19 protein-coding genes are annotated in these 21,474 nt (G+C 65.4%); 10 read left to right on the top strand and 9 right to left on the bottom strand.

The window, feature by feature from the left end; translation table 11 throughout:
- The 3 genes from OTER_RS16695 to OTER_RS16685 all read right to left on the bottom strand — a co-directional run bounded on the left by OTER_RS16695 (position 1) and on the right by OTER_RS16685 (position 2,871).
- A complete protein-coding gene (locus OTER_RS16695) occupies positions 1-1,359 on the bottom strand; it encodes a sodium:proton antiporter (RefSeq protein ID WP_012376107.1) in 1,359 nt (452 codons plus the stop codon).
- Positions 1,360-1,500: 141 nt separating this feature from the next.
- A complete protein-coding gene (locus tag OTER_RS16690) occupies positions 1,501-1,884 on the bottom strand; it encodes a hypothetical protein (protein ID WP_012376106.1) in 384 nt (127 codons plus the stop codon).
- Positions 1,885-2,094: 210 nt separating this feature from the next.
- Complete coding sequence (locus OTER_RS16685) at positions 2,095-2,871, bottom strand: site-2 protease family protein (protein WP_012376105.1); 777 nt, start codon at positions 2,869-2,871, stop codon at positions 2,095-2,097.
- 243 nt (positions 2,872-3,114) lie between these two features.
- Between OTER_RS16685 and OTER_RS16680 the strand changes: the two genes are divergently transcribed.
- A complete protein-coding gene (locus OTER_RS16680) occupies positions 3,115-4,575 on the top strand; it encodes a sigma-54-dependent transcriptional regulator (RefSeq protein ID WP_012376104.1) in 1,461 nt (486 codons plus the stop codon).
- 248 nt (positions 4,576-4,823) lie between these two features.
- Positions 4,824-6,563 (top strand): SMP-30/gluconolactonase/LRE family protein, encoded by a 1,740-nt coding sequence (locus OTER_RS16675; protein WP_012376103.1) that lies wholly within the window; start codon positions 4,824-4,826, stop codon positions 6,561-6,563.
- A 148-nt stretch (positions 6,564-6,711) separates the two neighbouring features.
- Here the strand turns inward: OTER_RS16675 and OTER_RS16670 are convergent, their stop codons facing one another.
- Positions 6,712-7,218, bottom strand: coding sequence for a DUF2062 domain-containing protein (locus tag OTER_RS16670; RefSeq protein ID WP_012376102.1), 507 nt, complete (start codon positions 7,216-7,218; stop codon positions 6,712-6,714).
- 362 nt (positions 7,219-7,580) lie between these two features.
- On the opposite strand from OTER_RS16670, the gene OTER_RS16665 reads away from it, so the two are divergent.
- Positions 7,581-9,248 (top strand): NAD-dependent malic enzyme, encoded by a 1,668-nt coding sequence (locus tag OTER_RS16665; protein WP_012376101.1) that lies wholly within the window; start codon positions 7,581-7,583, stop codon positions 9,246-9,248.
- A gap of 108 nt (positions 9,249-9,356) precedes the next feature.
- On the opposite strand, the gene OTER_RS16660 is transcribed toward OTER_RS16665, so the two are convergent.
- The 4 genes from OTER_RS16660 to galE form a co-directional block, all read right to left on the bottom strand.
- Positions 9,357-9,785: a CBS domain-containing protein gene (locus tag OTER_RS16660; RefSeq protein ID WP_012376100.1), complete on the bottom strand. Its 429-nt coding sequence runs from the start codon at positions 9,783-9,785 to the stop codon at positions 9,357-9,359.
- Between the two features lie 243 nt (positions 9,786-10,028).
- Positions 10,029-10,805, bottom strand: coding sequence for an MBL fold metallo-hydrolase (locus tag OTER_RS16655; RefSeq protein WP_237702379.1), 777 nt, complete (start codon positions 10,803-10,805; stop codon positions 10,029-10,031).
- Positions 10,806-11,051: 246 nt separating this feature from the next.
- A complete protein-coding gene (locus tag OTER_RS26255) occupies positions 11,052-11,225 on the bottom strand; it encodes a hypothetical protein (RefSeq protein ID WP_158305458.1) in 174 nt (57 codons plus the stop codon).
- A 266-nt stretch (positions 11,226-11,491) separates the two neighbouring features.
- On the bottom strand, positions 11,492-12,484 hold the full coding sequence (gene galE, locus OTER_RS16645; protein WP_012376097.1) for a UDP-glucose 4-epimerase GalE: 993 nt from the start codon (positions 12,482-12,484) through the stop codon (positions 11,492-11,494).
- A 300-nt stretch (positions 12,485-12,784) separates the two neighbouring features.
- Between galE and OTER_RS16640 the strand changes: the two genes are divergently transcribed.
- The 4 genes from OTER_RS16640 (at position 12,785) to OTER_RS16625 (ending at position 16,918) form a co-directional block, all read left to right on the top strand.
- Positions 12,785-14,023 carry a beta-ketoacyl-[acyl-carrier-protein] synthase family protein gene (locus tag OTER_RS16640; RefSeq protein ID WP_012376096.1) on the top strand — a complete coding sequence of 413 codons (1,239 nt, stop codon included), beginning with the start codon at positions 12,785-12,787 and terminating at the stop codon, positions 14,021-14,023.
- Between the two features lie 18 nt (positions 14,024-14,041).
- Complete coding sequence (locus tag OTER_RS16635) at positions 14,042-14,305, top strand: acyl carrier protein (RefSeq protein ID WP_012376095.1); 264 nt, start codon at positions 14,042-14,044, stop codon at positions 14,303-14,305.
- A gap of 136 nt (positions 14,306-14,441) precedes the next feature.
- Positions 14,442-15,908, top strand: coding sequence for a phytoene desaturase family protein (locus OTER_RS16630; protein WP_012376094.1), 1,467 nt, complete (start codon positions 14,442-14,444; stop codon positions 15,906-15,908).
- 146 nt (positions 15,909-16,054) lie between these two features.
- Positions 16,055-16,918, top strand: a complete 864-nt coding sequence (locus tag OTER_RS16625) for a sugar phosphate isomerase/epimerase family protein (RefSeq protein ID WP_012376093.1) — start codon at positions 16,055-16,057, stop codon at positions 16,916-16,918.
- Between the two features lie 89 nt (positions 16,919-17,007).
- On the opposite strand, the gene OTER_RS16620 is transcribed toward OTER_RS16625, so the two are convergent.
- The gene (locus OTER_RS16620; protein ID WP_012376092.1) at positions 17,008-18,762 is read right to left on the bottom strand and encodes a winged helix-turn-helix domain-containing protein; all 1,755 of its coding nucleotides are present in this window, start codon (positions 18,760-18,762) and stop codon (positions 17,008-17,010) included.
- Between the two features lie 168 nt (positions 18,763-18,930).
- On the opposite strand from OTER_RS16620, the gene OTER_RS16615 reads away from it, so the two are divergent.
- The 3 genes from OTER_RS16615 (at position 18,931) to OTER_RS16605 (ending at position 21,467) form a co-directional block, all read left to right on the top strand.
- Positions 18,931-19,221 carry a DUF4242 domain-containing protein gene (locus OTER_RS16615; protein ID WP_044891830.1) on the top strand — a complete coding sequence of 97 codons (291 nt, stop codon included), beginning with the start codon at positions 18,931-18,933 and terminating at the stop codon, positions 19,219-19,221.
- Positions 19,222-19,248: 27 nt separating this feature from the next.
- Positions 19,249-19,866 (top strand): DUF4242 domain-containing protein, encoded by a 618-nt coding sequence (locus tag OTER_RS26510; protein WP_012376090.1) that lies wholly within the window; start codon positions 19,249-19,251, stop codon positions 19,864-19,866.
- Positions 19,867-20,027: 161 nt separating this feature from the next.
- Positions 20,028-21,467: a phytoene desaturase family protein gene (locus OTER_RS16605; RefSeq protein ID WP_012376089.1), complete on the top strand. Its 1,440-nt coding sequence runs from the start codon at positions 20,028-20,030 to the stop codon at positions 21,465-21,467.
- Positions 21,468-21,474: the final 7 nt, after the last annotated feature.

Below are 21,474 nucleotides of genomic sequence, written 5' to 3'. Positions count from 1 at the left end.
CTACAGGAACAGCGCGCCACCGAGCAGGAGGATTGGCAGCAAGATCGGCAGACTGAACTTGAGGATGTAGCCGAAGAACGTCGGGGTGTGCACGCCCATGCTGTCAGCGATCGACTTCACCATGAAATTCGGGCCGTTGCCGATGTAGGTCATCGCGCCGAAGAACACCGCGCCGAGACTCACGGCGACGATCAGCCGCGCGTCCTTGGGCCAGGCGCGGAGCACGGCCACGACCTCCGCTTCGCTCTGCGGATTGGCCGGAAAATCCTGCGGGTGCTCGGCCTGCGCGGTCGTTTCCGCGAGGCGGAGGAAAGTCGCGTAGGTCGGCGCGTTGTCCAGCACTGCAGACAAGCTGCCGGCGGCGACATAGTACTGGAACGGCTTTTTCACGCCGAACTCCTGACCGTGTTGATCGATGTAGCCGAGTGCAGGCATCATCGTCGCGAAGATGCCGGCGAAGAGGAACGCGACCTCCTTGATCGGGCCGAAGCTGAACTGGTTCTCCGCGTGGACGGGATTGGGCGTCAGCCGGTAGGAAGCGGCGGCCGCGGCGAGCATCACGATCTCGCGGAGGAAGTACGTATCCGGCAGGAACACGGCGCCGATGATGGCGCCAAGGAAGAGCAGGTTGATCTTGCCCTCGAAGCGCACGCCCTCGGATGGCCGCTTGATGTCCTGCTGAATTTTCTGTGGCGCGTGCTTCAGGCTGCGGCGATCGAACAGGTAGAAGGCGGCGAGCAGGCACGCGACGGTGAACAGCCACTGGAAAGTGACATGGCTGACGAGCCAGAAAAACGGGATGCCCCGGAGGTAGCCGAGGAACAACGGCGGATCGCCGATCGGCGTGAGCGCGCCACCGACGTTCGAGACGACGAAGATGAAAAAGACGACGTGATACGGACTGATCCGGATCTTGTTCATCCGGATCCATGGCCGGATCATGACCATTGACGCGCCGGTGGTGCCAATCACGTTGGCGACGACGGCGCCGATGGCCAGGAACACGATGTTGGCCAGCGGGGTGGCTTCGTCCTTTACCTTGATGTGGATGCCGCCGGCGACGACGAACAGCGAGCCGATCAGACAGATGAACGAGAAGTATTCCTGCAGCGTGTGCACCACCGTGGTCCCGCCGCTCGGCACCTGCAGCAGGTAGTAAGCGATCACCATTAGCCCGAGTCCGATCGCCACGTGCGGATAGTAGTGCTCCCAGAAATGCTTCACGCGCGGCGGCGTGAGGGGCATGACGGCGATCAGCAGCAGCAGCAGCGCGAAAGGCGTGACCAGCCACAGAGGGATATTGGCCGCACTGGAGGCGACCGTGGAAAGAAAGACCGGCAGGAACATAAAAGCGCCCATTCAGGAAAAAACGCGACATCTGCTCAATGCCCAAAGGGACCGGTGGCACGGTCAGAGTCGCTGCGCATAACGACCATTAGCCGCCGATTGCGTCGTCGGGAGAGGGCGAGGGCCGCGGTGTCGACGGTCAGAAACTTATCCTTAGGGAGGCGGGGCGGGGAAGGGAACGTCGCTGCCGTGCAGCTTCTTTTCCGCGGACGGATCGCCGTCCTGCAGATAGCGCGCGGCAAGATTGCGCAGCCGCTGGCCGGAAACCCGCACCTTCGCCGTGCGCCGCCACCAGCCGCGGTTGTCGGAACTCCAGAAAAAGTCCCGCACCTCGTCGCGAACCCGCCGCATGGAGGGCGCGTCCCCTGCGCCAGAGATGAGCTGGCGATCCGCCGAAAAATAATCGTAGTCCATCCAAAGGATCAGCCAGGCCACCAGTCGGGCGTGGGGATAGAGGCAGCGCCAAAAAACGCGCCGCTCGAACTGGTCGGTCGGACAGCGTTGTTGGGCGCAGAAGCTCTCGCGGAAAGTCGGCATGCGGCTGAGCGGCGTTTTCGTACTAGCCCTCGGCAAATCACACTCAAGCCGTATCTTGCCAATGACACACTGGAGGGGGTCTTTCGTTTTTTTTGGGGCCCAGCGGAACGCCCGGAACCGTCTCCGGCAAGCGCGCCGGCGAGGCGTCCATGCCACGCGAACTGGCCGGCAGGGCGAGCGCACGCGACGACAGTTTGGTTGAATTAACCGCTACCGTGACAGCATCGGCGGCTCGTCGATCGTGTCCGCGCCGGGCCCGTAGATTCGCGCCAGCATTTCGCGCCAACGCGCGTCATCGAACTCACGACGGCGCACGGCGCGGTACTCGGCGTCACCGGCGAAGAAGATGAAGACGAACAGCACCGCGAGCAGGAATTGCGACTGCCAGATTGCATAGGCGATGCCGCCGGCGCAGACGATCTTTCCGATCGTCGCGGCCGTACGCGTGGCGCGGAGGTAGGGCATCCGATTGGCCAGGATGGCGCGGAGGATCCGGCCACCATCCATCGGGAAAGCCGGCAACAGGTTGAAGCAGCCCATGATGAAGTTGGCCTGGAGCAGCAGGTGCGCGAAGCCCTCGGCCGTGGCCAGAAATTCGCTCTCCATCGGGAATCCGGCCGGCAGGCCGAAGAAAAGCGCGAGCACGCCGACGATCGCAAAGTTCACCGCCGGGCCGGCGAGCGTGATGAGGAACTCGCGCATCGGCTCCCGGGGGATGGCCTCGAACTCCGCCATGCCGCCGATCGGCATCAGCAGAATCCGTCGCACGCCGATGCCGAAATGCATCGCGGTGAAGGAATGTCCCAGCTCGTGCAGCACCACGCAGGCGAAGAACGCCAGCAGCGAGCCGACAAACCACATCACGCCGATCCAGCCGCCTTCCTGCCAGCCCTCGTACCCGATCCACGCAAGCAGCAGGAAAAAGCTCCCGTGGAGGGCGAGTTGAATCCCGCGGATCCGGAAAAGGTTGAGCGACCAGCCAAACATGGGCGCACTCAATGCGCCTGGAAGGAAACCGCCAGCGCGGAATGCGAGGAGAGCGCGGCGGCGGCGTGGTCCGGATGTGGCACGGGCATCTTGCCCGTGGGGCTACTCCCGGAATCACGGGCGAGACGCCCGTGCCACGGCTGCGGCTACGAACAAAACGGACCATGGGCGGGGCGGCCTGTGTCACGTCACGTCCCATCCTGGGTATTTACTTTCTGGGGCGCGTTCGTTTCGCTCGCCGCTATGTCCGACCTCGCCAAGCCCGCCAGTATTCTCGTGATCGATGACGACGCGGAGATCCGCTATTCGTTGTCGCGGGTGTTGTCGTCGCGTGGCTACACCGTGCTGGAGGCGCCGAACGGCGAGCAAGGCGTGGTGGCGGTGAAAAAGGGTCCGGCGCCCGACCTGGTGCTGCTTGATGTGCGTATGAGCGGAATGGGCGGGATCGAGGCGCTGCAGTTGATCCGCAGCGCGAATCCGAAGCAGCTGGTGATTTTGATGACGGCGTTCGGCACGGCGCAGACGGCGATCGAGGCGATGAAATACGGCGCCTTCGATTACGTGATGAAGCCCTTCGATCCGCAGAAGGTGCTGGCGCTGGCCGACGCGGCGCTGAAAACGCGCGCCGACCTGCGCGCGGTCAGCGACTACAAGCCGACGATCAACGCGGACGACTATCGCGAAGGCATCGTCGGCAGTTCGCCGGTGATGCAGGAAGTGTTCAAGATCATCGGCCAGGTGACGGCGAGCGACGTGACGGTGATGATCACCGGCGAGAGCGGCACGGGCAAGGAACTGGTGGCGCGCTCGATTTGGAAGCACAGCCACCGCTCGAGCAAACCGTTCATCGCGGTGAACTGCGCGGCGATTCCCGACAACCTGATCGAGAGCGAGCTGTTTGGGCACGAGAAAGGCTCGTTCACCGGCGCGACGGGCCAGCGACTCGGCAAGTTCGAGCTGTGCGACGGCGGCACGATTTTTCTCGATGAGATCGGCGACATGGCGCTGGCGACGCAGACGAAGATCCTGCGCGTGTTGCAGGCCGGGGAGATCCAGCGCGTCGGCGGCACGGAAACGATCCGCGTCGACGTCCGCGTCCTTGCCGCGACGAACAAGGACCTCGAGGCAATGGTAAAGGCGAAGACATTCCGCGAGGACCTCTACTACCGGCTCAATGTCGTGCGGATCAAGATGCCGCCGCTGCGCGAACGCGCGGAGGATATTCCGCAGATCGTCGATTTTTGCCTGCAGAATCTGGTGAAGCAGAAGAAGGCGCGCGCCACGAAGGTCTCGCCCGAGGCGATGGCGGCGCTGACGCGGCATTCGTGGCCGGGCAACGTGCGCGAACTCGAGAACGTGATTTATCGCAGCGCGGTGATCGCGCAGGGCGAGGCGATTCTCGAGAAGGACCTGCCGGCGGAACTGCGCACGGGGTTGACCGAGCCGGTGGCGGCCGCGGAGTCAGGGGCCGCATCCGAACGGTCCGCGGTGACCACCCGCACCGAGCCGGCACTCACGCGCGAGCGGGCGCTGGATTTTGTCTTCGCGAGTTACGCGGCCGAGGACGAACCGCTCCTGCCGCGACTCGAACGCGAGCTGATCGACCGCGCGATGACTGCGGCGGCCGGCGACGCGGCCAAAGCGGCGAAGCAGCTGGGCTTGACGAAGGCGGCGTTGCAGAAGCGGCTGGGGACCGTCGAATGAGGCAGCGCGGGCGCGGCGCGTCAGACCCGCACGGGGCTTTCGCCGTTTGTGGGGAAAGGTAGGGCCCGACCGCCGGGCGGGCCGGGAGGGACATGCAAGCATCGGGGAAATTTCGGCGGGCCCAGCGGTCCCGCGCTACCTTCGGTCCATTTACGGCGGCTGACGAGCGAAGCGTCGCGGGGTCTACAACGCGTTCGATGCCGCACGGCGGCGTTGGCATCGCGGCGCGGATGTGACAGGTCGGGGATATGAAGATCCGCGTTGCCGGCTTGATTGGTGTCCTCGTCACGTTGGCGAACCTGTCCGCACCGGCGGCACTCGCGGCCACGGAACCTGCGGCGGTGCCGGGCGGCGAGTTGATCACGTTTGAGTTTGCCCAATCGAAGATCTTTCCCGGCACCCGGCGCGAGGTGACGGTTTACGTGCCGCAGCGCTACGATCCCAGCCGGCCGGCGTGCGTCTATGTGAATCAGGACGGCGTGCAATTCAACGCGCCCGCGGTATTCGACCAGCTCATTGCCGCGGGCGAGATGCCGGTGACCATTGGGGTGTTTGTCCGGCCCGGCGTGCTGCCGGCGGCGAATCCCGCGACCGCGCTGGACCGGATCAACCGCAGCTTCGAATACGATTCGCTCAGCGATGCCTATGTCCGGTTCCTGCTCGAGGAACTGCTCCCCGCGGTCGAAACGAAAGTGACGGGCGATGGTCGGGCGCTGCGGTTGTCGCGCTCGGGCAACGACCGGGCGATCGGCGGGGCGAGCAGTGGCGGCATCGCGGCGTTCACGGCGGCATGGGAGCGGCCCGATGCGTTCACGCGCGTGTTCAGCGCGATCGGCAGCTATGCCGGATTGCGCGGCGGCGATGCTTATCCGGTGCTCGTACGCAAGACGGAGCCGAAGCCGATCCGGGTGTTCCTGCAGGACGGCGCGAACGACCTGAACAATTTCGCCGGTGACTGGTGGATGATGAACCAGACGATGGAACGCGCGCTCGCGTTTGCCGGATACGAGGTGCGCTCCGCCTGGGGCGAGCGCGGGCACGACAATCACGATGCGACGGCCGTGTTCGCCGACGCGATGCGCTGGCTGTGGCACGACTGGCCGCAGCCGGTGCGCGGCGCGCTCACGAAAAACCCGACGCTCGCCGGCGTGCTGATTCCCGGCGAGGACTGGCAACTCGTGAGCGAGGGGCATGTGCTGACGGAAGGTCCCGCCGTGAATCGCGCGGGCGAGGTGTTCTTTGACGATATTCCCGCGAGCAAATGCTATCGCGTCGGCGCGGACGGGCGCGCGACCGAGTTTATTGCCGACACCCAACGATCGAACGGGCAGATCTTCGGGCCGGATGGACGGCTTTACGCCGTGGCCACGGCGACGAAACAGATCCTCGCTTACGATCAGGCGGGACAATCCGCGGTGATCGCCGAAGGGATCGCCGGCAACGACCTGGTCGTGGCGCACAACGGCAATCTCTACGTGACGGCGCCGGCGGGTGCGGGGAGTCGCGAGCCGAGTCGCCTCTGGCTGATCCGGCCGGACGGAACGAAGCAGTCCTTCGATACCGCGCTGCGCTACACGAACGGCGTGGCGCTGTCGCCGGATCAGACGCTGCTCTACGTCGCGGACTATCGCTCGCATTGGGTTTATAGTTACGCCGTACAGCCCGACGGAACGCTGGCGCACGAACAGCGGTTTCACTGGCTGCACACGCGCGACGCGGATGACGAGAGCTATGCCGACGGATTGAAATGCGATCGCGAAGGCCGGTTGTATGTCGCGACGAAGCTCGGAATCCAGGTGTGCGATCGTGAGGGCCGCGTGGCCGCGATCATTCCGACGCCGAATGGGAAGATCACCAATCTCGTATTCGGCGGCAGCGAGTTCGACACGCTTTACGCGACGTGCTTCGAGCAGGTTTATCGCCGCAAGATGAAGGTGCGGGGAGTGAACGCCTGGGAGCCGCCGTTCCGGCCCACGCCGCCGCGGTGAGCGTGACGTGGCGTCGGGATTTGGTGGCCCTGCGCGCGACAGATCGCGTGCAACGCCCGCCGCCACACCGGCGCGTGGGCCGCGGCTCACCGGGGACGCGTCGCGCTACCTGCCCGGCCTCTTCGAAAACTGGGTTCTCGAATCGCTGCTAGACGACCGGGTTCTTCGGCTCCGGCGGGCGGAGTTTCCGGTGCGGCATGCGCCACGTGTGATGGATGATCGCGTAGCCGAGCAATCCGCCGACAACTCCCAGGATCAACGCGCCAAGATAGAGCGACTCCACGCCGCTGCCGGTGGCGAGGTCGCGCGGCGCGGTCGAAATGTGATGCCACACCTCAACGGGATCGCGGCCGCGCACGAGCTCGCCGAGGAAATAGGCGGTGGGCAGATGCACCGGCGCGGTGAGCGGCGAGGATAGAAATTGCAGCGCGATGCCGAGGAGGAGATTGCCGCGGATGAGGAGGCATGCGATGCAGGCGAGGAGCACCTGGCCCGGGAGGAACGGGATGACGGTGATGATGAACCCCACGAGCCACGCGCGGGCGAGCGAGTTGTGGGTTGGCAGCCAGAGTTCCTTGGCGAGGAGCCGGTCACCGAGCCAGGAATGCAGGAAGCCGCCGCGCAGCCGCTTGCGCGAAAGGTGATGCTGATGCATCCACCGCAAAACCCAGCGAGGCAGTCTCACAGGCCGGAATAACGCGCGAACCCTTCACATCCACCGGTCGCATGGAGACGTGAGGGGCCATCGAGCGAGGTGATCGGCGCGATCGTGCTGTGGTGGAAAGAGGAGGAGCGATTCATTCGCGGGCTGGGCGGAGAGAAAAGATTGAGAGGTCTCCTATGGGCATCCGGTGCGTTTTGCCAAACCAATCGTGCGTTTTTTCGCTGGGCCGAGGCGCGGGCCGGGCCGGCGGGTCGAGCACTGCGCAGCGATTGCCGGCTGTTGGCTGGAGACGCGGAGACTTTGGCAAAAACTGCCGAGCGAAACGCCGCAGCGGAATGGCACGATGATGGCATATGGCCTCGAAAGACACTGGTCTCCAGCCCCATGGTGGTCCGAGCTATCCGCGCGGTCATGCGCTGTTGCTGGATCCGTTGTTGAACAAAGGCACGGCGTTCACCGAGGCCGAACGCGACGCCTTGGGGCTGCGGGGATTGCTGCCGCCGCACGTTTTCTCGATGGAGGAGCAGGTGAAGCGCGTGATGGGCAACTTCCGCCGCAAGCCCGACGCCCTGGAGAAATACATTTTTCTGACCTCGCTGCAGAACCGCAACGAGACGCTGTTCTACCGGCTCGTGCAGGAGAATCTCGAGGAGATGATCCCGATCATCTACACGCCGGTGGTGGGACAGGCCTGCCTCGAATTCGGCGCGATTTTCCGGCGCCCGCGCGGTCTGTATATCAGCATTCGGGATCGGGGCCGCATCGCCGACATTCTGACCCACTGGCCGGTCAACGACGTGCGGATGATCGTGGTGACCGATGGCGAGCGGATCCTCGGGCTCGGCGATCTCGGCGCCTTGGGCATGGGCATTCCGATCGGCAAGCTCTCGCTGTACACCGCGTGTGCGGGGGTGCATCCGGGCTACACGCTCCCCATCATGCTCGACGTGGGGACGGACAACACGACGCTGCATCACGATCCGCTCTACATCGGGTTGAACCAGCGTCGCGCGCGCGGGGCCGAGTATGACGCGTTTCTCGAGGAGTTCGTGACCGCAGTGGCGCACGCATTTCCGAAGGCGCTGTTGCAGTGGGAGGATTTCGGCAACACGAACGCCTTCCGACTGCTCCACCAGTATCGCGAGCGGATCTGCAGCTTTAACGATGACATCCAGGGCACCGCGGGCGTGGCGCTTGCGGGATTGCTGGGCAGCCTACGGATTTCCGGCGCCAAACTGCGCGATCAACGGGTACTGTTCCTCGGCGCCGGCGAAGCGGGCACGGGCATCGCCGACCTGCTGGTCGCAGCGATGCGGGAGGAGGGGCTTTCGGAAGCCGAGGCGCGCCAGCGGTGCTGGTTCGTCGACTCGCAAGGACTCGTGGTGCAGAGCCGGCTCGCGAAGCTGGCCGAGCACAAGCGCCCGTACGCGCACGACCACGCTTTTGTCGCGACGCTCGCCGAAGCGGTGAACGCGCTCAAGCCGACGGCGCTCATTGGCGTGTCGGGTCAGGCGCAGGCGTTCACCGAGCCGATCGTGCGACAGATGGCGGCGTTGAACCGGCATCCCGTCGTGTTCGCGCTGTCGAACCCGACCTCCAAGGCGGAATGCACCGCGGAGCAGGCTTACACGTGGACGGACGGCCGCGCGATTTTCGCCAGCGGCAGCCCGTTCCCGACGGTGAAGCTCGGCGAGCGGGAGTTCGTGCCGGGGCAGGGGAACAACGTTTACATCTTCCCGGGCGTCGGTCTCGGCGCGCTTGTCGCCGAAGCCTCACAGGTGACCGATCGGATGTTCCTGCGCGGTGCGCGCACGCTCGCGAGCCTCGTATCCGCGGAGGACATCGCGCTGGGTCGGGTGTTTCCGTCGCTTACAAAGATCCGCGAAGTGTCGCTGGAGATCGCGACCGCCGTCGCGGAGGAAGCGTTCAAGTCGGGACTGGCCCGACGCGCACGCCCCGCCGACCTGAAGGCTGATATCGCGGCCCGGATGTTCGTGCCGGAGTATCAGAGCTACGCGTGAGCTTTGTCGCCGGGCTCGCTGAGCCCGGTGAGCGCAGTCGGCGCAGTTATCGGGCCGGGGTCGGCGACCCCGGCTGCAACTTGGACGCGTCCCAATGGAACGGCCGCCCTACAACCGTGGCGCCGCGGGTTCGGAGACTTCCTTCAGCACCTTGCCCGACAAGCCTGCGTGAACATCGACGGCGATATCGCCGAGCGACACGATCCCGACGAGTTTGGAATCCGCATTGAGCACGGGCAGCCGACGGACTTGGTATTTTTCCATGAGCGCGACGGCTTCGTCGACTTCCTGGTTTTCGTTCACCGAGATCGAGCCGGTGGACATCACATCACGCACGACCGTGCTGCGCGGATCGTCACCGTCGGCCACCACTTGCAGCACGATATCGCGATCGGTCAGCATGCCCACGATGCGGCCGTCTTCGACCACGGGGACGACGCCGATGTCGTGCAGGCGCATCAACCCCGCCACTTCGATTACGGGCGTGTCAGGCGAAACCGAGCGCGTTTCCTTCGTCATCATTTCCCGGATTTTCATCGTCCGGCACGATACCCGTGGCGGTGACGAGCTGCCATGGGGCGAACACCGGTTGAGCGAACCGGAGCGCGCAGCGAGCGCGGGGACGCGTCCCGCCGAGTCGCCGCAACGTCTCGCGTCGAACGGACCTCCAGCAGGATGTCTGCAGATGCATTCCGCTCGACGCGGAGCCGGACTGCGGCGGCTGCACGGGCCCAGCGTGTGAGCGCAGGGAATCGCGAAAACAGGGATTTGAGAACGCCGTCAGCCCAGCGGCACGCGAAAGGTTTCCCCCAAGTCCGAAGCGAGCAGTGCCGGCGGCTGCTCAGCGAGCGCGGCGCGCAGCCGCTCGGCCGGTTCGTGCATCGGCTCGGAACTGAGCTTGAACGTGAGATGGTGAATCGGCACGAGGGCGCGTGCACCGGATTGGCGGGTCATCGCGACCGCCTGTTCCGGGCTGCAGTGCGCGTGGATCCAGGGATCATACGCGCCGATCGGCATCAGCATGAGATCGAGCGGCCGGCCGGGATCGCGCAGCCGTTGAAACGCCGGCGTGTAAGCGGTGTCGCCCGCAAAACACACGCGGCAGCCGTCACGTTCGATCAGGTAGCCATTGTAGCCACGGTGGACGTCGCGCATGAGGCGCGCGCCCCAGTGTGCCACTTCGAGCGCCGTCACGCGCACCGGACCGGCTTCGGTGACCACCTCGACCGACTGGCCCCAGCCGAGTTCGTGAATCCTTCGAAAACCGTGCCGCCGCAGAATGTCGCCGGTCGCATCGGCCGTCACGATCGGGGTTTGGCGCGAAAACCGTCGCAGGCTCCAGACATCCAGGTGGTCAAAATGCGCATGACTGAGCACGATCACGTGCGGGGCGGGCAGTTCCTTCGCGGCGAGCGCGGGCGCGTAGTGCCGCTTCGGGCCGAGAATGAAAGGCGGAATGCCGAGCCCAACGCGGCGTGAGAACACCGGGTCCGTCAGCACGATCAAGCCGCGCAGGTTCAGCAGCACGGTCGAGTGGCCGAGCACACTCCCGGTCACGGCGTCGGAGCGCCACCTCGACGGTTCAGGCCGCGCGCGCGTCCGCAGCGGACGACCACGACCGTCGAAAATCATTTGTCGGAGAAAACGAATACGCCCCATGGATCAGAGTCAGCGCGCCACGAGCCGCGGCGCGCGATAAGCAACAGAGCACAGCTCGGCGCGGAGTCTAGAGTCGATCTGAAAACCGCTGCCGAGCGTTGTAGGGCTGCCGCCGGCCCTACGGATCAAGCTTTCGAACAGCTTCTAGTCCGCGGCGAAGGAATGGCGGAGAAATTCCTCGTGCGCCTCGTCGATTTTCGCGAGCGCGTCGGAGACCGCTTCGCCCGCGACGGGCGAGAGCCGGTGCACCTCGTCGGAGATCGACGCGAGTGTCGCGCGCACGATCTGGAGATCCTCATCAAGGACATGCGGGGGCAAGGATGCGGAAGAATCCATGCGGCTTGCGACGCCTTCAGGCCAAAATCGGTTCCGAGAAAATCTGGCATGAAGCGTAACAAACACGTGACGCCCGCGGCCTCCGGCTGCACGTGGTGTGGCATGGGCGTCTTGCCCATGCTTGCGGCGCGGAGCGCCGTCCACGGGCAGGATGCCCGTGCCACGTTGCCAAAGCTGATGTGCACCCAGCGCCGCGGTGCTTTCGCGGCGGGGTCGGGAGACCCCGCGCTACAAAGCGCGCCGGCAGCTCAGCGGTCGTCGTAGCCGTTCGGATGCGACGCATGCCACTTCCAGGCGGTGGCGACGATCGATTCGATGGTGGAAAACTTCACCTGCCAGCCCAGTTCGCGCTGCGCCCTGGCCGAATCCGCGTAGAGCGCGGGCGGATCGCCGGCTCGCCGCGGGCTTTCGACCACGTTGACCTTGCGGCCGACGACCTTCTCGACCGCACGGATCACCTCACGATTGGAGGTCGGCGCGCCCGTCCCAAGATTGTAGAAGAGCTGAGTGCCGGGAGTGCCCAGACGATCGAACACGGCGATATGCGCCCGGCTGAGATCGTCGACGTGGACGTAGTCGCGCAGGCACGTGCCGTCGGGCGTGGGATAATCGGTGCCGAAAAGCTGCAGCTGAGGCCGCTTGCCGGTCGCCACATCGATGGCCAGCGGGATCAGATGGGTTTCGGGATCGTGATCCTCGCCGATGCGGCCGTCCTCCGCGGCGCCGGCGGCGTTGAAATAGCGAAATGCCGCGAAACTCAGCCCATGGGCCCCGGCGAGCGCCTTCAGCAGGTTTTCCACGTCGAGCTTGGTCTGCCCGTAGGGATTGATCGGCGCCTGCGGCAGGTTTTCGTGGATCGGGAGGGTCGCGGGAATGCCGAACGTCGCGCACGTGGAGGAAAAGACGAACTTCTTCACGTTCGCGGCGAGCATCGCCTGCAGCAGGTGCAGCGTCGCGGCCACGTTGTTGAAATAGTATTTGAGCGGGTCGGTCACCGACTCGCCGACGTAGCAGTAAGCGGCGAAGTGCATGACCACGTCGATCTGCTCCGCGCGCAGGATCCGCTCGACGGCCGGCGCATCGCCCAGGTTCACGTCGTGGAACGGGATCGAAGGATCCACCGCGGCACGATGACCGTAGACGAGATTGTCGAGCACGACCGGCCGGTGGCCGGCCGCAAGGAGTTGGCGGACGCAGTGGCTGCCGATGTAGCCGGCGCCGCCGACGACGAGGACGTTCATGATAAGAGAGTGGAAACCAGAAGGATTGCTGGGCCGCGGGCAATGACAAACCCGGGCGGGAAACGTTCGCGCAGATGCCGCAAAAAGGAAAGGAGAGCCGCGGTCTCGGCCGTGAGGCGGAGCCCGGCGTCCCGCCAGGCTGGGGGCGGGCACGCGAGTGCAAACCGACAGCCATGCCGCCGGGCCCGGGGGGCTCCACCTGCAGGCGTGCGATGGAAAACGGCGTGAAATGTCCAGCCGGGCCACCGCGGGATTGCTTTCGACCGCCGCTTCGGTAGCGATTTCCGTTTCGTCCAATCAATGAAGTCCGCGCGTATCGTCATCACCGGTGTGGGTCTGACCGCTCCGAACGGAAATTCCCTGGCCGATTTTCGGCGCAACCTCCTGAACGGCATCGCCGGGATCAAGCGGACGGAAGTCCGCTACATGGGCACGCAACTGGCGGGGCTGTGCGATTTCGATCCGCTTCGCTATCAGAAGAAAAAGGAACTGCGCGTCGGCACGCGCGCGGGCAGCATCGCGATCTACTGCGCCCGCGAGGCGCTGGCGGACAGCGGTGTGGCGTGGGACCGCGTGCCGAAGGACCGTGTCGGCATTTACATCGGTTGCACGGAGCACGGCAACGTCGAGACGGAGAACGAGATCTTCAACATCTCGAAATTCAACTACGACACCAAGTTCTGGTCGCACTACCACAACCCGCGGACAGTCGCCAACAACCCCGCGGGCGAGACATCCCTGCATCTCGGTGTGACCGGTCCTTCCTACACGATCGGCGCGGCCTGTGCGGCGGGCAACATGGGCTTGATCCACGCGACGCAGATGCTGCGGCTTGGCGAAGTGGATTTTACGATCTGCGGCGGCGTGAGCGAGAGCACGCAGACTTTCGGGATTTTCGCCGGGTTCAAATCGCAGAACGCGCTCGCGACGCACGAGGATCCGCACAAGGCGTCGCGGCCGTTCGACAAGGCGCGCAACGGCATCGTGATCAGCGAAGGCGGCGGGCTGTTCACGCTCGAACGGCTCGAGGACGCGCAGGCGCGCGGCGCCAAGATCTACGGCGAGATCGCCGGTTATCACGTGAACTCTGACGCGAGCGACTACGTGCTGCCCAATCCGACGCGGCAGGCCGAGTGCATCCGCGCGGCGATCCAGCGCGCGGCGATGGAACCGCGCGACATTCACATCGTGAACACGCACGCCACGGCGACGCCGATGGGCGACGTGCAGGAGTGCGAGGCGGTACGCGCCGTATTCGGCGCCGATTGTCCCGACACCTACATCAACAACACGAAAAGCTACATCGGCCACTGCATGGGCGCGGCGGGCGCGCTCGAACTGGCGGGCAACCTGCCGTCGTTCGACGACCTCACCGTGCATCCGACGATCAACGTCGACGATCTCGACCCCGCCTGCGCACTGCCGGGACTGGTGCTGAACCAGCCGCGGAAAGTGGCGAAGGTCGACACGATCCTGAACAACTCCTTCGGGATGCTCGGGATAAATTCCACGTTGATTGTTAAACGCTTTCTCCCCTAATTCCGCCCTTACGCGAACATGACCAAAGACGAATGCAAGAAGGTGGTGCTCGACATCATTGCCGACATCGCCCCCGACGAAGATTTGAGCAACGTCAAACCCGACGTACGCCTGCGCGACCAGCTTCAACTCGATTCCATGGACTTCCTCGACATCGTGATGGAGCTCCGGAAACGCTACGGCATCGAAGTGCCCGAGAAGGATTACATGCAGCTCGCGTCGCTGGACAGTTCCGCGGAGTATTTGACGCCGCGATTCAACGCGTTGGCGGAGAAGAGCTGAGCATGAGGGAGGGGAGCGCGGGCCTCTTGCCCGCTCCGAGCCGATGCGGGCGAGACGCCCGCGCTTTCATGGCAGCTGGCGGAGAGGGCGGGTTCATCTGGGGCCATTGGCTAAATCTCCCACGCGAACAATCCGGATGAACACCCGTTCGCACTATGACGTCGCGATCATTGGCGCGGGGATGTCGGGACTCGCCGCAGGCATCCGGCTGGCGCATTTCGGCCGGCGCGTGTGCATCTTTGAGCGGCACAACGCTCCCGGCGGACTGAACAGTTTCTACAGCATCGCGGGCCGGAAGTTCGACGTCGGGCTGCATGCGATGACCAACTACGTGCCGCCCGGCGTGAAAGGCACGCCGTTGACCAAGCTGCTGCGCCAGCTGCGGATTCAGCGCGAGGAATTCGACCTTTGCCCGCAGCGGGAGTCGCGGATCGCTTTCGGCCCGCGGGGCGAAACCGCGCTGCGGTTCAGCAACGAGTTCGCACTGTTTGAGAGCGAAGTCGCCGCGCAGTTCCCGCGGCAGATCGACGGCTTCCGCCGGCTGGTTGAATCCATCCGGAGCTACGACGACGTTGCGCTGGACGCTCCGGCCGTGTCGGCACGGGAAATCGTCCGGCGACACATCACTGAGCCGCTGTTGGAGGATATGCTGTTTTGTCCGGTGATGTACTACGGCAGCGCGCAGGAGCGCGACATGGAGTTCGGGCAGTTCGTGATCATGTTCAAAGCGCTCTTCTTCGAGGGCTTCGCGCGGCCGTTCGAAGGAGTGCGGCGGGTGCTGCGCGTGCTGCTCGAGAAGTATCGCGCGGCGGGTGGTGAGCGCCGCATGAAGTGCGGCGTGAAGGAAATCGTCGCGCGCGAAGGCCGCGCCGCGGCGCTGATTCTCGACGATGGCGCGGAGATCACCGCCGATCACGTGCTCTCATCCATCGGTGCGCCGGAAACGGCCGCGCTCGTGCGAGCCGACTCGCCCGCGCGACCCGCCAACGCCGCCACGGCTTCGACTGCAATGGAGGCGGCAGAAGTGGGCCGGCTGTCGTTTGTCGAGACCATCAGCGTGCTGGACCAGCAGCCGGACGAAATGGGCTGGGGACGCGACACCATCGTGTTTTTCAACAACTCGGAGGCCTTCGATTACGCCCGGCCGGACGAGCAGGTGGACCTGCGCAGCGGCGTGATCTGTTTTCCCAACAATTTCGAGTTCGGGGCCGGGCGACGACTGCCGGAGGGATTGCTGCGGGTCACCTGTCTGGCGAACTACGAGCGCTGGCGCGGGCTGTCCGAGGACGTTTATCGGGCCGACAAGCAGCGCTGGTTTGCAGCAGTGGTGCGCAGCGCGCAGCGGTTTCTGCCGCCGCTCGAGTCGGCCGGGGCGCTGAGCGCGCACACCGTGGCGACCGACATGTTCACTCCGCGCACGGTCGAGAGATACACCGGGCATTTCGGCGGCGCGATCTATGGCTCGCCCGTAAAGAACCGGCAGGGGAGAACGTCGCTCGCAAATCTCCATCTCTGCGGCACGGACCAGGGCTTTTTGGGGATCACCGGCGCGATGCTCAGCGGGATCTCGATGGCAAACTACCACGTGCTCGCAGCAACGTAGGGCGAACCACGGGCGAGACGGCCGTGCCACGTGGCATGGGCGTCCCGCCCATGTCAGGACGAATGAGCTACGCCCAGGCCGGCGCGGCCGCACGGCGGCGGTCTTGCAAAACTTCGCGCAAGTTCAAACGTCAGACGCAACACCCCATGAAAACGAAACTGCTCTGTCTCAGCTTTGCTGCTGTCGCCATGACCTCGTTCGCTGCGCCCGGACCTGATTTTCACCAACACCTCGGGATCCAAATGTGGAGCCTGCGGGCCACCGCCAAGGAAAGCACGCCCAAGGCGATGGATCTCGTGAAGCAATACGGCTTGAAGGAAGTCGAGACCGCCGGACTCGGCGAGCTGACGCTGGAGCAGTATGCGGCCGAGCTGAAGGCGCGCGGCTTGCAGGCGATCGCCACGCATGCGGGCTACGAGGCACTGCAGAAAAATCTCGCGGGCGAAATCGCCACGGCGAAGGCGCTCGGCGCAACGTACATCGTCGTGCCCTGGATTCCGCACGACAAGGAGAAGGGCTTCACCGAGGAACTCGCGCAGGAGGTCGCAGCCAACTTCAACCAGTGGGGCCAGGCGATTCGCGAAGCCGGGCTGAAGCTCGGCTGGCACCCGCACGGTTTCGAATTCGTGCCGTCGAACGCGGGCAACGGCGAGACGCGGTTCGATCTGGTCGCGCGACTCACGAAGCCCGAGAACCTGTGCTTGGAGATGGACGTGTTCTGGGCGGTGCACGCCGGTCAGGATCCCGTGGCGCTGTTCAAGAAGTACGGCTCCCGCTGGGAGCTGATTCACGTGAAAGACATGCGCAAAGGTGCGCCGACGGGCTTTTCCACCGGCGGTGCGCCCGACACGGACAACGTCGCGGTGGGTTCCGGGCAGATCGATTGGAAGCAAGTGCTCGGCGCGGCGCAGCAGGCGGGGGTGCAGCACTATTTTCTCGAGGACGAGACCCCGACGCCGCTGGAGTGCATTCCGCAGAGCCTGACTTATCTGCGTGGGCTGAAGCTGTGACGGGCTGAGAGCCCAGCTGAGCGTCTGGCACTGAAACTCCCGAGCTGAGAGTCTGGAGCCTCTCCGAAAGCTCAGCTTGCCGAAGAGGTTTACGCGCGCGGCGCTTGGCGCGCCGCGGCGCAGCGGGCGACCATCGCCGGCGCATCCATTTGCTTGAACGCCTTCCGGGCCGCGGCGAGTTCCAACCCGGCTTCATCGTGGTCGCCGCCGCGGGCGAGCAACTCGGCGAGTTCCAGCCGGGTGTGAGCCGCGTTGATCGCCGATTCGGCGCCGAGCCAGAGCGCGAGCGCCGCCCGCAGATCCTCGATAGCCGCGGCGCGGCGCCCCTCGACGGCGGCCAGTGCGGCTCGCGCGCGACGAAACAGGGCCTGGGAACCGACGGGGCTCCGGAGCTCGGTGGACCGTTCGAGCTGGTACAACGTTTTCCGCGCCAGCGTCCGGTTACCCGCGCGCGCGGCGAGCCGGACCAGATGCGCCAGCAGGATGCCGCGACGCTGCCCCTCCGCCCAACCAGGTGAACGGAGGCCGCGTTGCAGGGATTGGATCGCCGCCGCCAGCTGACCTTTTTCCGCCTGCAGCAGCGCCCAGCCGGGCAGCGGATGCCAGCCGAGCTCGTGCGCTTGGCGAAACGCCTCCTCGGCCCCGGCGAGATCGCCGCGCAGCAGTCGGATCTCCCCGAGCACGCGGCAAGCGTCGCCCTCGGCGTAACGCGCGCTCGCGGCGAGCAGCGTTCGCGCGCGCCGGATCTCGGCTTCCGCAGCGGCAAGCCGGCCCTGGTTGCACAACACTTCGCCGTGGTGCAGCCGGCAGAGCCCGGGCGCGCCGTAACCGGTGTGCCGCTGGACCCAGCGCGTGAACTGTTCGCTCCACTGCGCCGCGCGGCTGAGGTCGCCGCGATCCAGATTTGCCCAGATGATGCAGCAGAAGACGATGCCGGAGGCCCAGGGCCCCACCGTGCCCGCCAGGATGGCGGCGCCGGCCTCGTCCAGACACACCAAACCGGCGCGGATCTGACCGGTGGCCAGCTCGATATATCCGCGGTAAACGAGTCCCAGCACCTCGACATCGGCATCGCCGACGCGTCGCGCGAGCGCTTCGGCCCGTTCGGCGCAGCGGAGCGCTTCCGCGAGCTCGCCCTCGAACAGGGCGATCCGCGCGGTCAGCCAGGCATGCAGCCCGTGCTCCCGCGTCTCGCTGGGCTCATCGCGGAGAAAGCCGCCGGCGCGTCGATGCCAGCCCTTGGCCACGGCGGGCGCGCGCGCCTCAAGGTGCACGTTGGCCAGCGTCAGCGCGGCCCGGGCCGCACCCGCCCGATCCGCATTCTGGATATACGCCGCCACGGCCCGCTCGAGCGGCGCGACGGCGGCGTCGGGCTGGCCCACGCACAACGCGGCCTGCGCCCACTGTTCGAAATCGGCCGCCGGCAGTCCGCGGTCGTCGTGCGCGCGACGGTAAGCCTGCAACGCCTGCTCCCACCGGCCGCGCGCGCAGGCCGCCTGGGCCCGTGCCAAATGCTGGTTCCGGCGCGGAGCCGGGACGCCGTCCAGCAGTTCTCCGGTGAAGCGGTAGCCCTGGCGCGAGAACGTATCGATCAGGTTGGCCGCGCCGCCTGCGCGCAGCGCCGACCGCACCAGGCTCATCGCTCGCATCACCGAGGAGTCGGTGACGATGACGCCCGGCCACAGCGCCTGGAGCAACTCGTCCTTGGACACGACCCGCTCGTGATGCCGCACAAGATACACGAGCAGGTCGAAGGTGCGCGGCTGCAGTTCCAGCCGGCGCGGTCCGAGCCGCAGCTCACGCCGGGCTTCATCGAGCTCGAATCGGCCGAAACGAAAGATCATCGAGAGGGAGCGCGGGCGCGCGCGCCGGGAGAGGGGAGGCAAGGCAGATAAGAAAACGGTAAGGTGGCGGAAAGGACTTCCGCGGCGTCACACGCTAGGATCAACGCGTTGCCGGGCAATCCGTCGCGCAACCCTTCCATGAAAACCACCCAGAAATCCACTGTTCCCATGAAAACCTATGTCATCACCCGGGCCAACGGCTGGGGTTCCGCCGCCGAGCTGGACGCCGCGGCTGCGGTCTCCGCGCGCATTGGCAATGAAGAGATGTCCGACCGCGTCCGCTGGATCCGTTCCTACGTGACGCGGCACGAAGGCGGCCGCCTCGGCACCGTCTGCGTTTACCAAGCGACGAGCCCCGAGGCGGTGCGTGAGCACGCGCGCCGCGTCGGCATGCCGGCGGATGCCGTCACGGAAATTACGGACACCGTCATCATCCGGCCCGACCCTGCGCAAGCCTGAGGCGTTTCCCCTTTTCACCCATTCTCCATGAAAACCATTTCCCTTCTTCTTCCGTTGGCGGCCCTGGTGTTGTTTGGCGCCGGCTGCGATCACACGGCGCTCAAGCCCGGCTACGCCACCTTCATCGACGTGCACGAATTCGGTCCGGGCAAGGTCACCGCGGCCGACGTGGCGAAGGCGCACAAGGCCGATCTCGCGACGCAGGGGCGGCATGACGTGCGTTTTGTCGACTACTGGGTCGATGCGGAACACGGCCGCGTCTACTGCCTGTCCGAGGCGAAGAACGCCGCGAGCGTGATCGCCACTCACCGGGAAGCGCACGGGCTGCTGCCTGCGCAGATCCATGCCGTTTCCGCCACCCACGCGGCGCTGCCGACGCCGTCGCCGGAGCATCCGCTCTTTCTCGACGAACACGATTTCGGCCCGGGCCAGGTGAAGGCCGACGCGGTGGCCGGCGCGCACGAGAAGGATCTCGCCGTGCAGGCGCAGTTTGGCGTGCGCTTCGTCGACTACTGGGTCGACGAGCGTGAGGGCAAGGTGTTTTGCCTGGCCGAAGCGCCCAACGCGGAGGCCGTTCGCGCCACCCACCGTCAGGCGCACGGCCTGCTGCCGACGACGATCGTGCCGGTGACCGACGGCAGGTAGCCCGGGCGGTGCCGAAGCCGCCTGCGGCCCCCCGGGCGCCCTGCGCCCGCGCGGAGCCACCGGCGTTTGCTGTGATGTTATGAAATGCGCCCGGCCCAAGTGCGGCCGGGCGCTTTCCATTCTTGCTCCCGGGCGTGGCGGTCCTTCACTCGTGGCCCTTCATGGCTTACGACTGGCTGAAAGGAGTCGCCGACGAGTACGACGTAATCGTGATCGGCAGCGGATTGGGCGGGCTGACCGGCGCGAACGTGCTGGCCAAGGCCGGCCATCGCGTGCTGCTGCTCGAGCACCATTACCAGTTCGGCGGACTGGCCACCTGGTTCACGCGCAAGGGCGGGCACATCTTCGACATCTCCCTGCACGGTTTCCCCGTCGGCATGATCAAGTCGTGCCGGAAATACTGGTCCAAGGAGATCGCCGATTCGATCGTCCAGTTGAAGGATATCCGTTTCGTGAATCCGCAGATGGACGTGTGGACGACCTTCACGCGCGAAGACTACACCCGCGTGCTGGTTGAGCAGTTCAAGCTCGAGCGCGCGCAGATCGAGCGGTTCTACGAGCACCTGCGCGGGATGAATTTCTACGACGACAACCGCGAGACAACGGGCGAGATGCTCGAGCGGTTTTTCCCCGGCCGCGACGACGTCAAGCGGTTGCTGATGGAACCGATCGCCTACGCGAACGGGTCCACGCTCGATGATCCGGCGATCACCTACGGGATCGTGTTCTCGAACTTCATGGGGTCGGGCGTCTACACGTTCCGCGGCGGCTCGGATTTGTTGATCGAAAAGATGGTCGCGGAGCTGAAGCGCAACGGCGTGGAGCTCCGCAAAAAGGTGCTGGTGGATAGGATCCTCGTCGAGGAGCGCGACGGCCGGAAAGTCGCGTGCGGCATCGTGGCGAGAAGCGGTCGCGTCGTGCGCGCCAAGGCGGTGCTGTCGAATGCGAACATCAAGGGCACGATCTTCCGGCTCGCGGGCGCGGAGAATTTTCCGCCGGAGTATGTCGCGGCGGCGCGGGCGGTCCGGATCAACTCGAGCTCGTGCCAGGTGTATCTCGGGATCCGCAAGGGCGAAAGCATTCCGCACATCGGCGACCTGGTGTTCACCTCGGCCAATCCGCACTTCAACAGCGAGGAGCTCACGTCGTTCCGCACCACGAGCCGGACGTTCTCGGTTTATTATCCGCAGACCCGCCCGGGTTCGGACCGTTACACCGTGGTCGTGTCGCTGAACAGCCGCTACGAGGATTGGCAGAAGCTGAGCGAAGAGGAGTACGAACGCGAAAAGGCGCGGCTCATCGAGGAATCGATCGCGGCGCTTGAAAAGTTCATCCCCGACGTGCGCGCGAAGATCGATTGGACCGAAGCGGCGACGCCGCACACGATCGAGCGCTACACCACGCATCCGGGCGGCACGTCGTTCGGGACGAAGTTCGAGGGGCTCAAGGTCTCGCTGGATCTGCCGGACAATCTGCCCGGGCTCTACCACGCCGGTTCGGTGGGCATCATCATGTCAGGCTGGCTGGGCACGATCAATTACGGCGTGATCGTGGCGAACAAGATCGACCGGGTTTTGCCGCGCAAAAACTTGAAGATTTAGGTTTTCG

It is taken from the genome of Opitutus terrae PB90-1 (assembly GCF_000019965.1).
Classification (GTDB): Bacteria; Verrucomicrobiota; Verrucomicrobiia; order Opitutales; family Opitutaceae; genus Opitutus; species Opitutus terrae.
The sequence above is the reverse complement of the archived record's forward strand: the minus strand, read 5'-3'. Positions and strand labels throughout refer to the sequence as shown.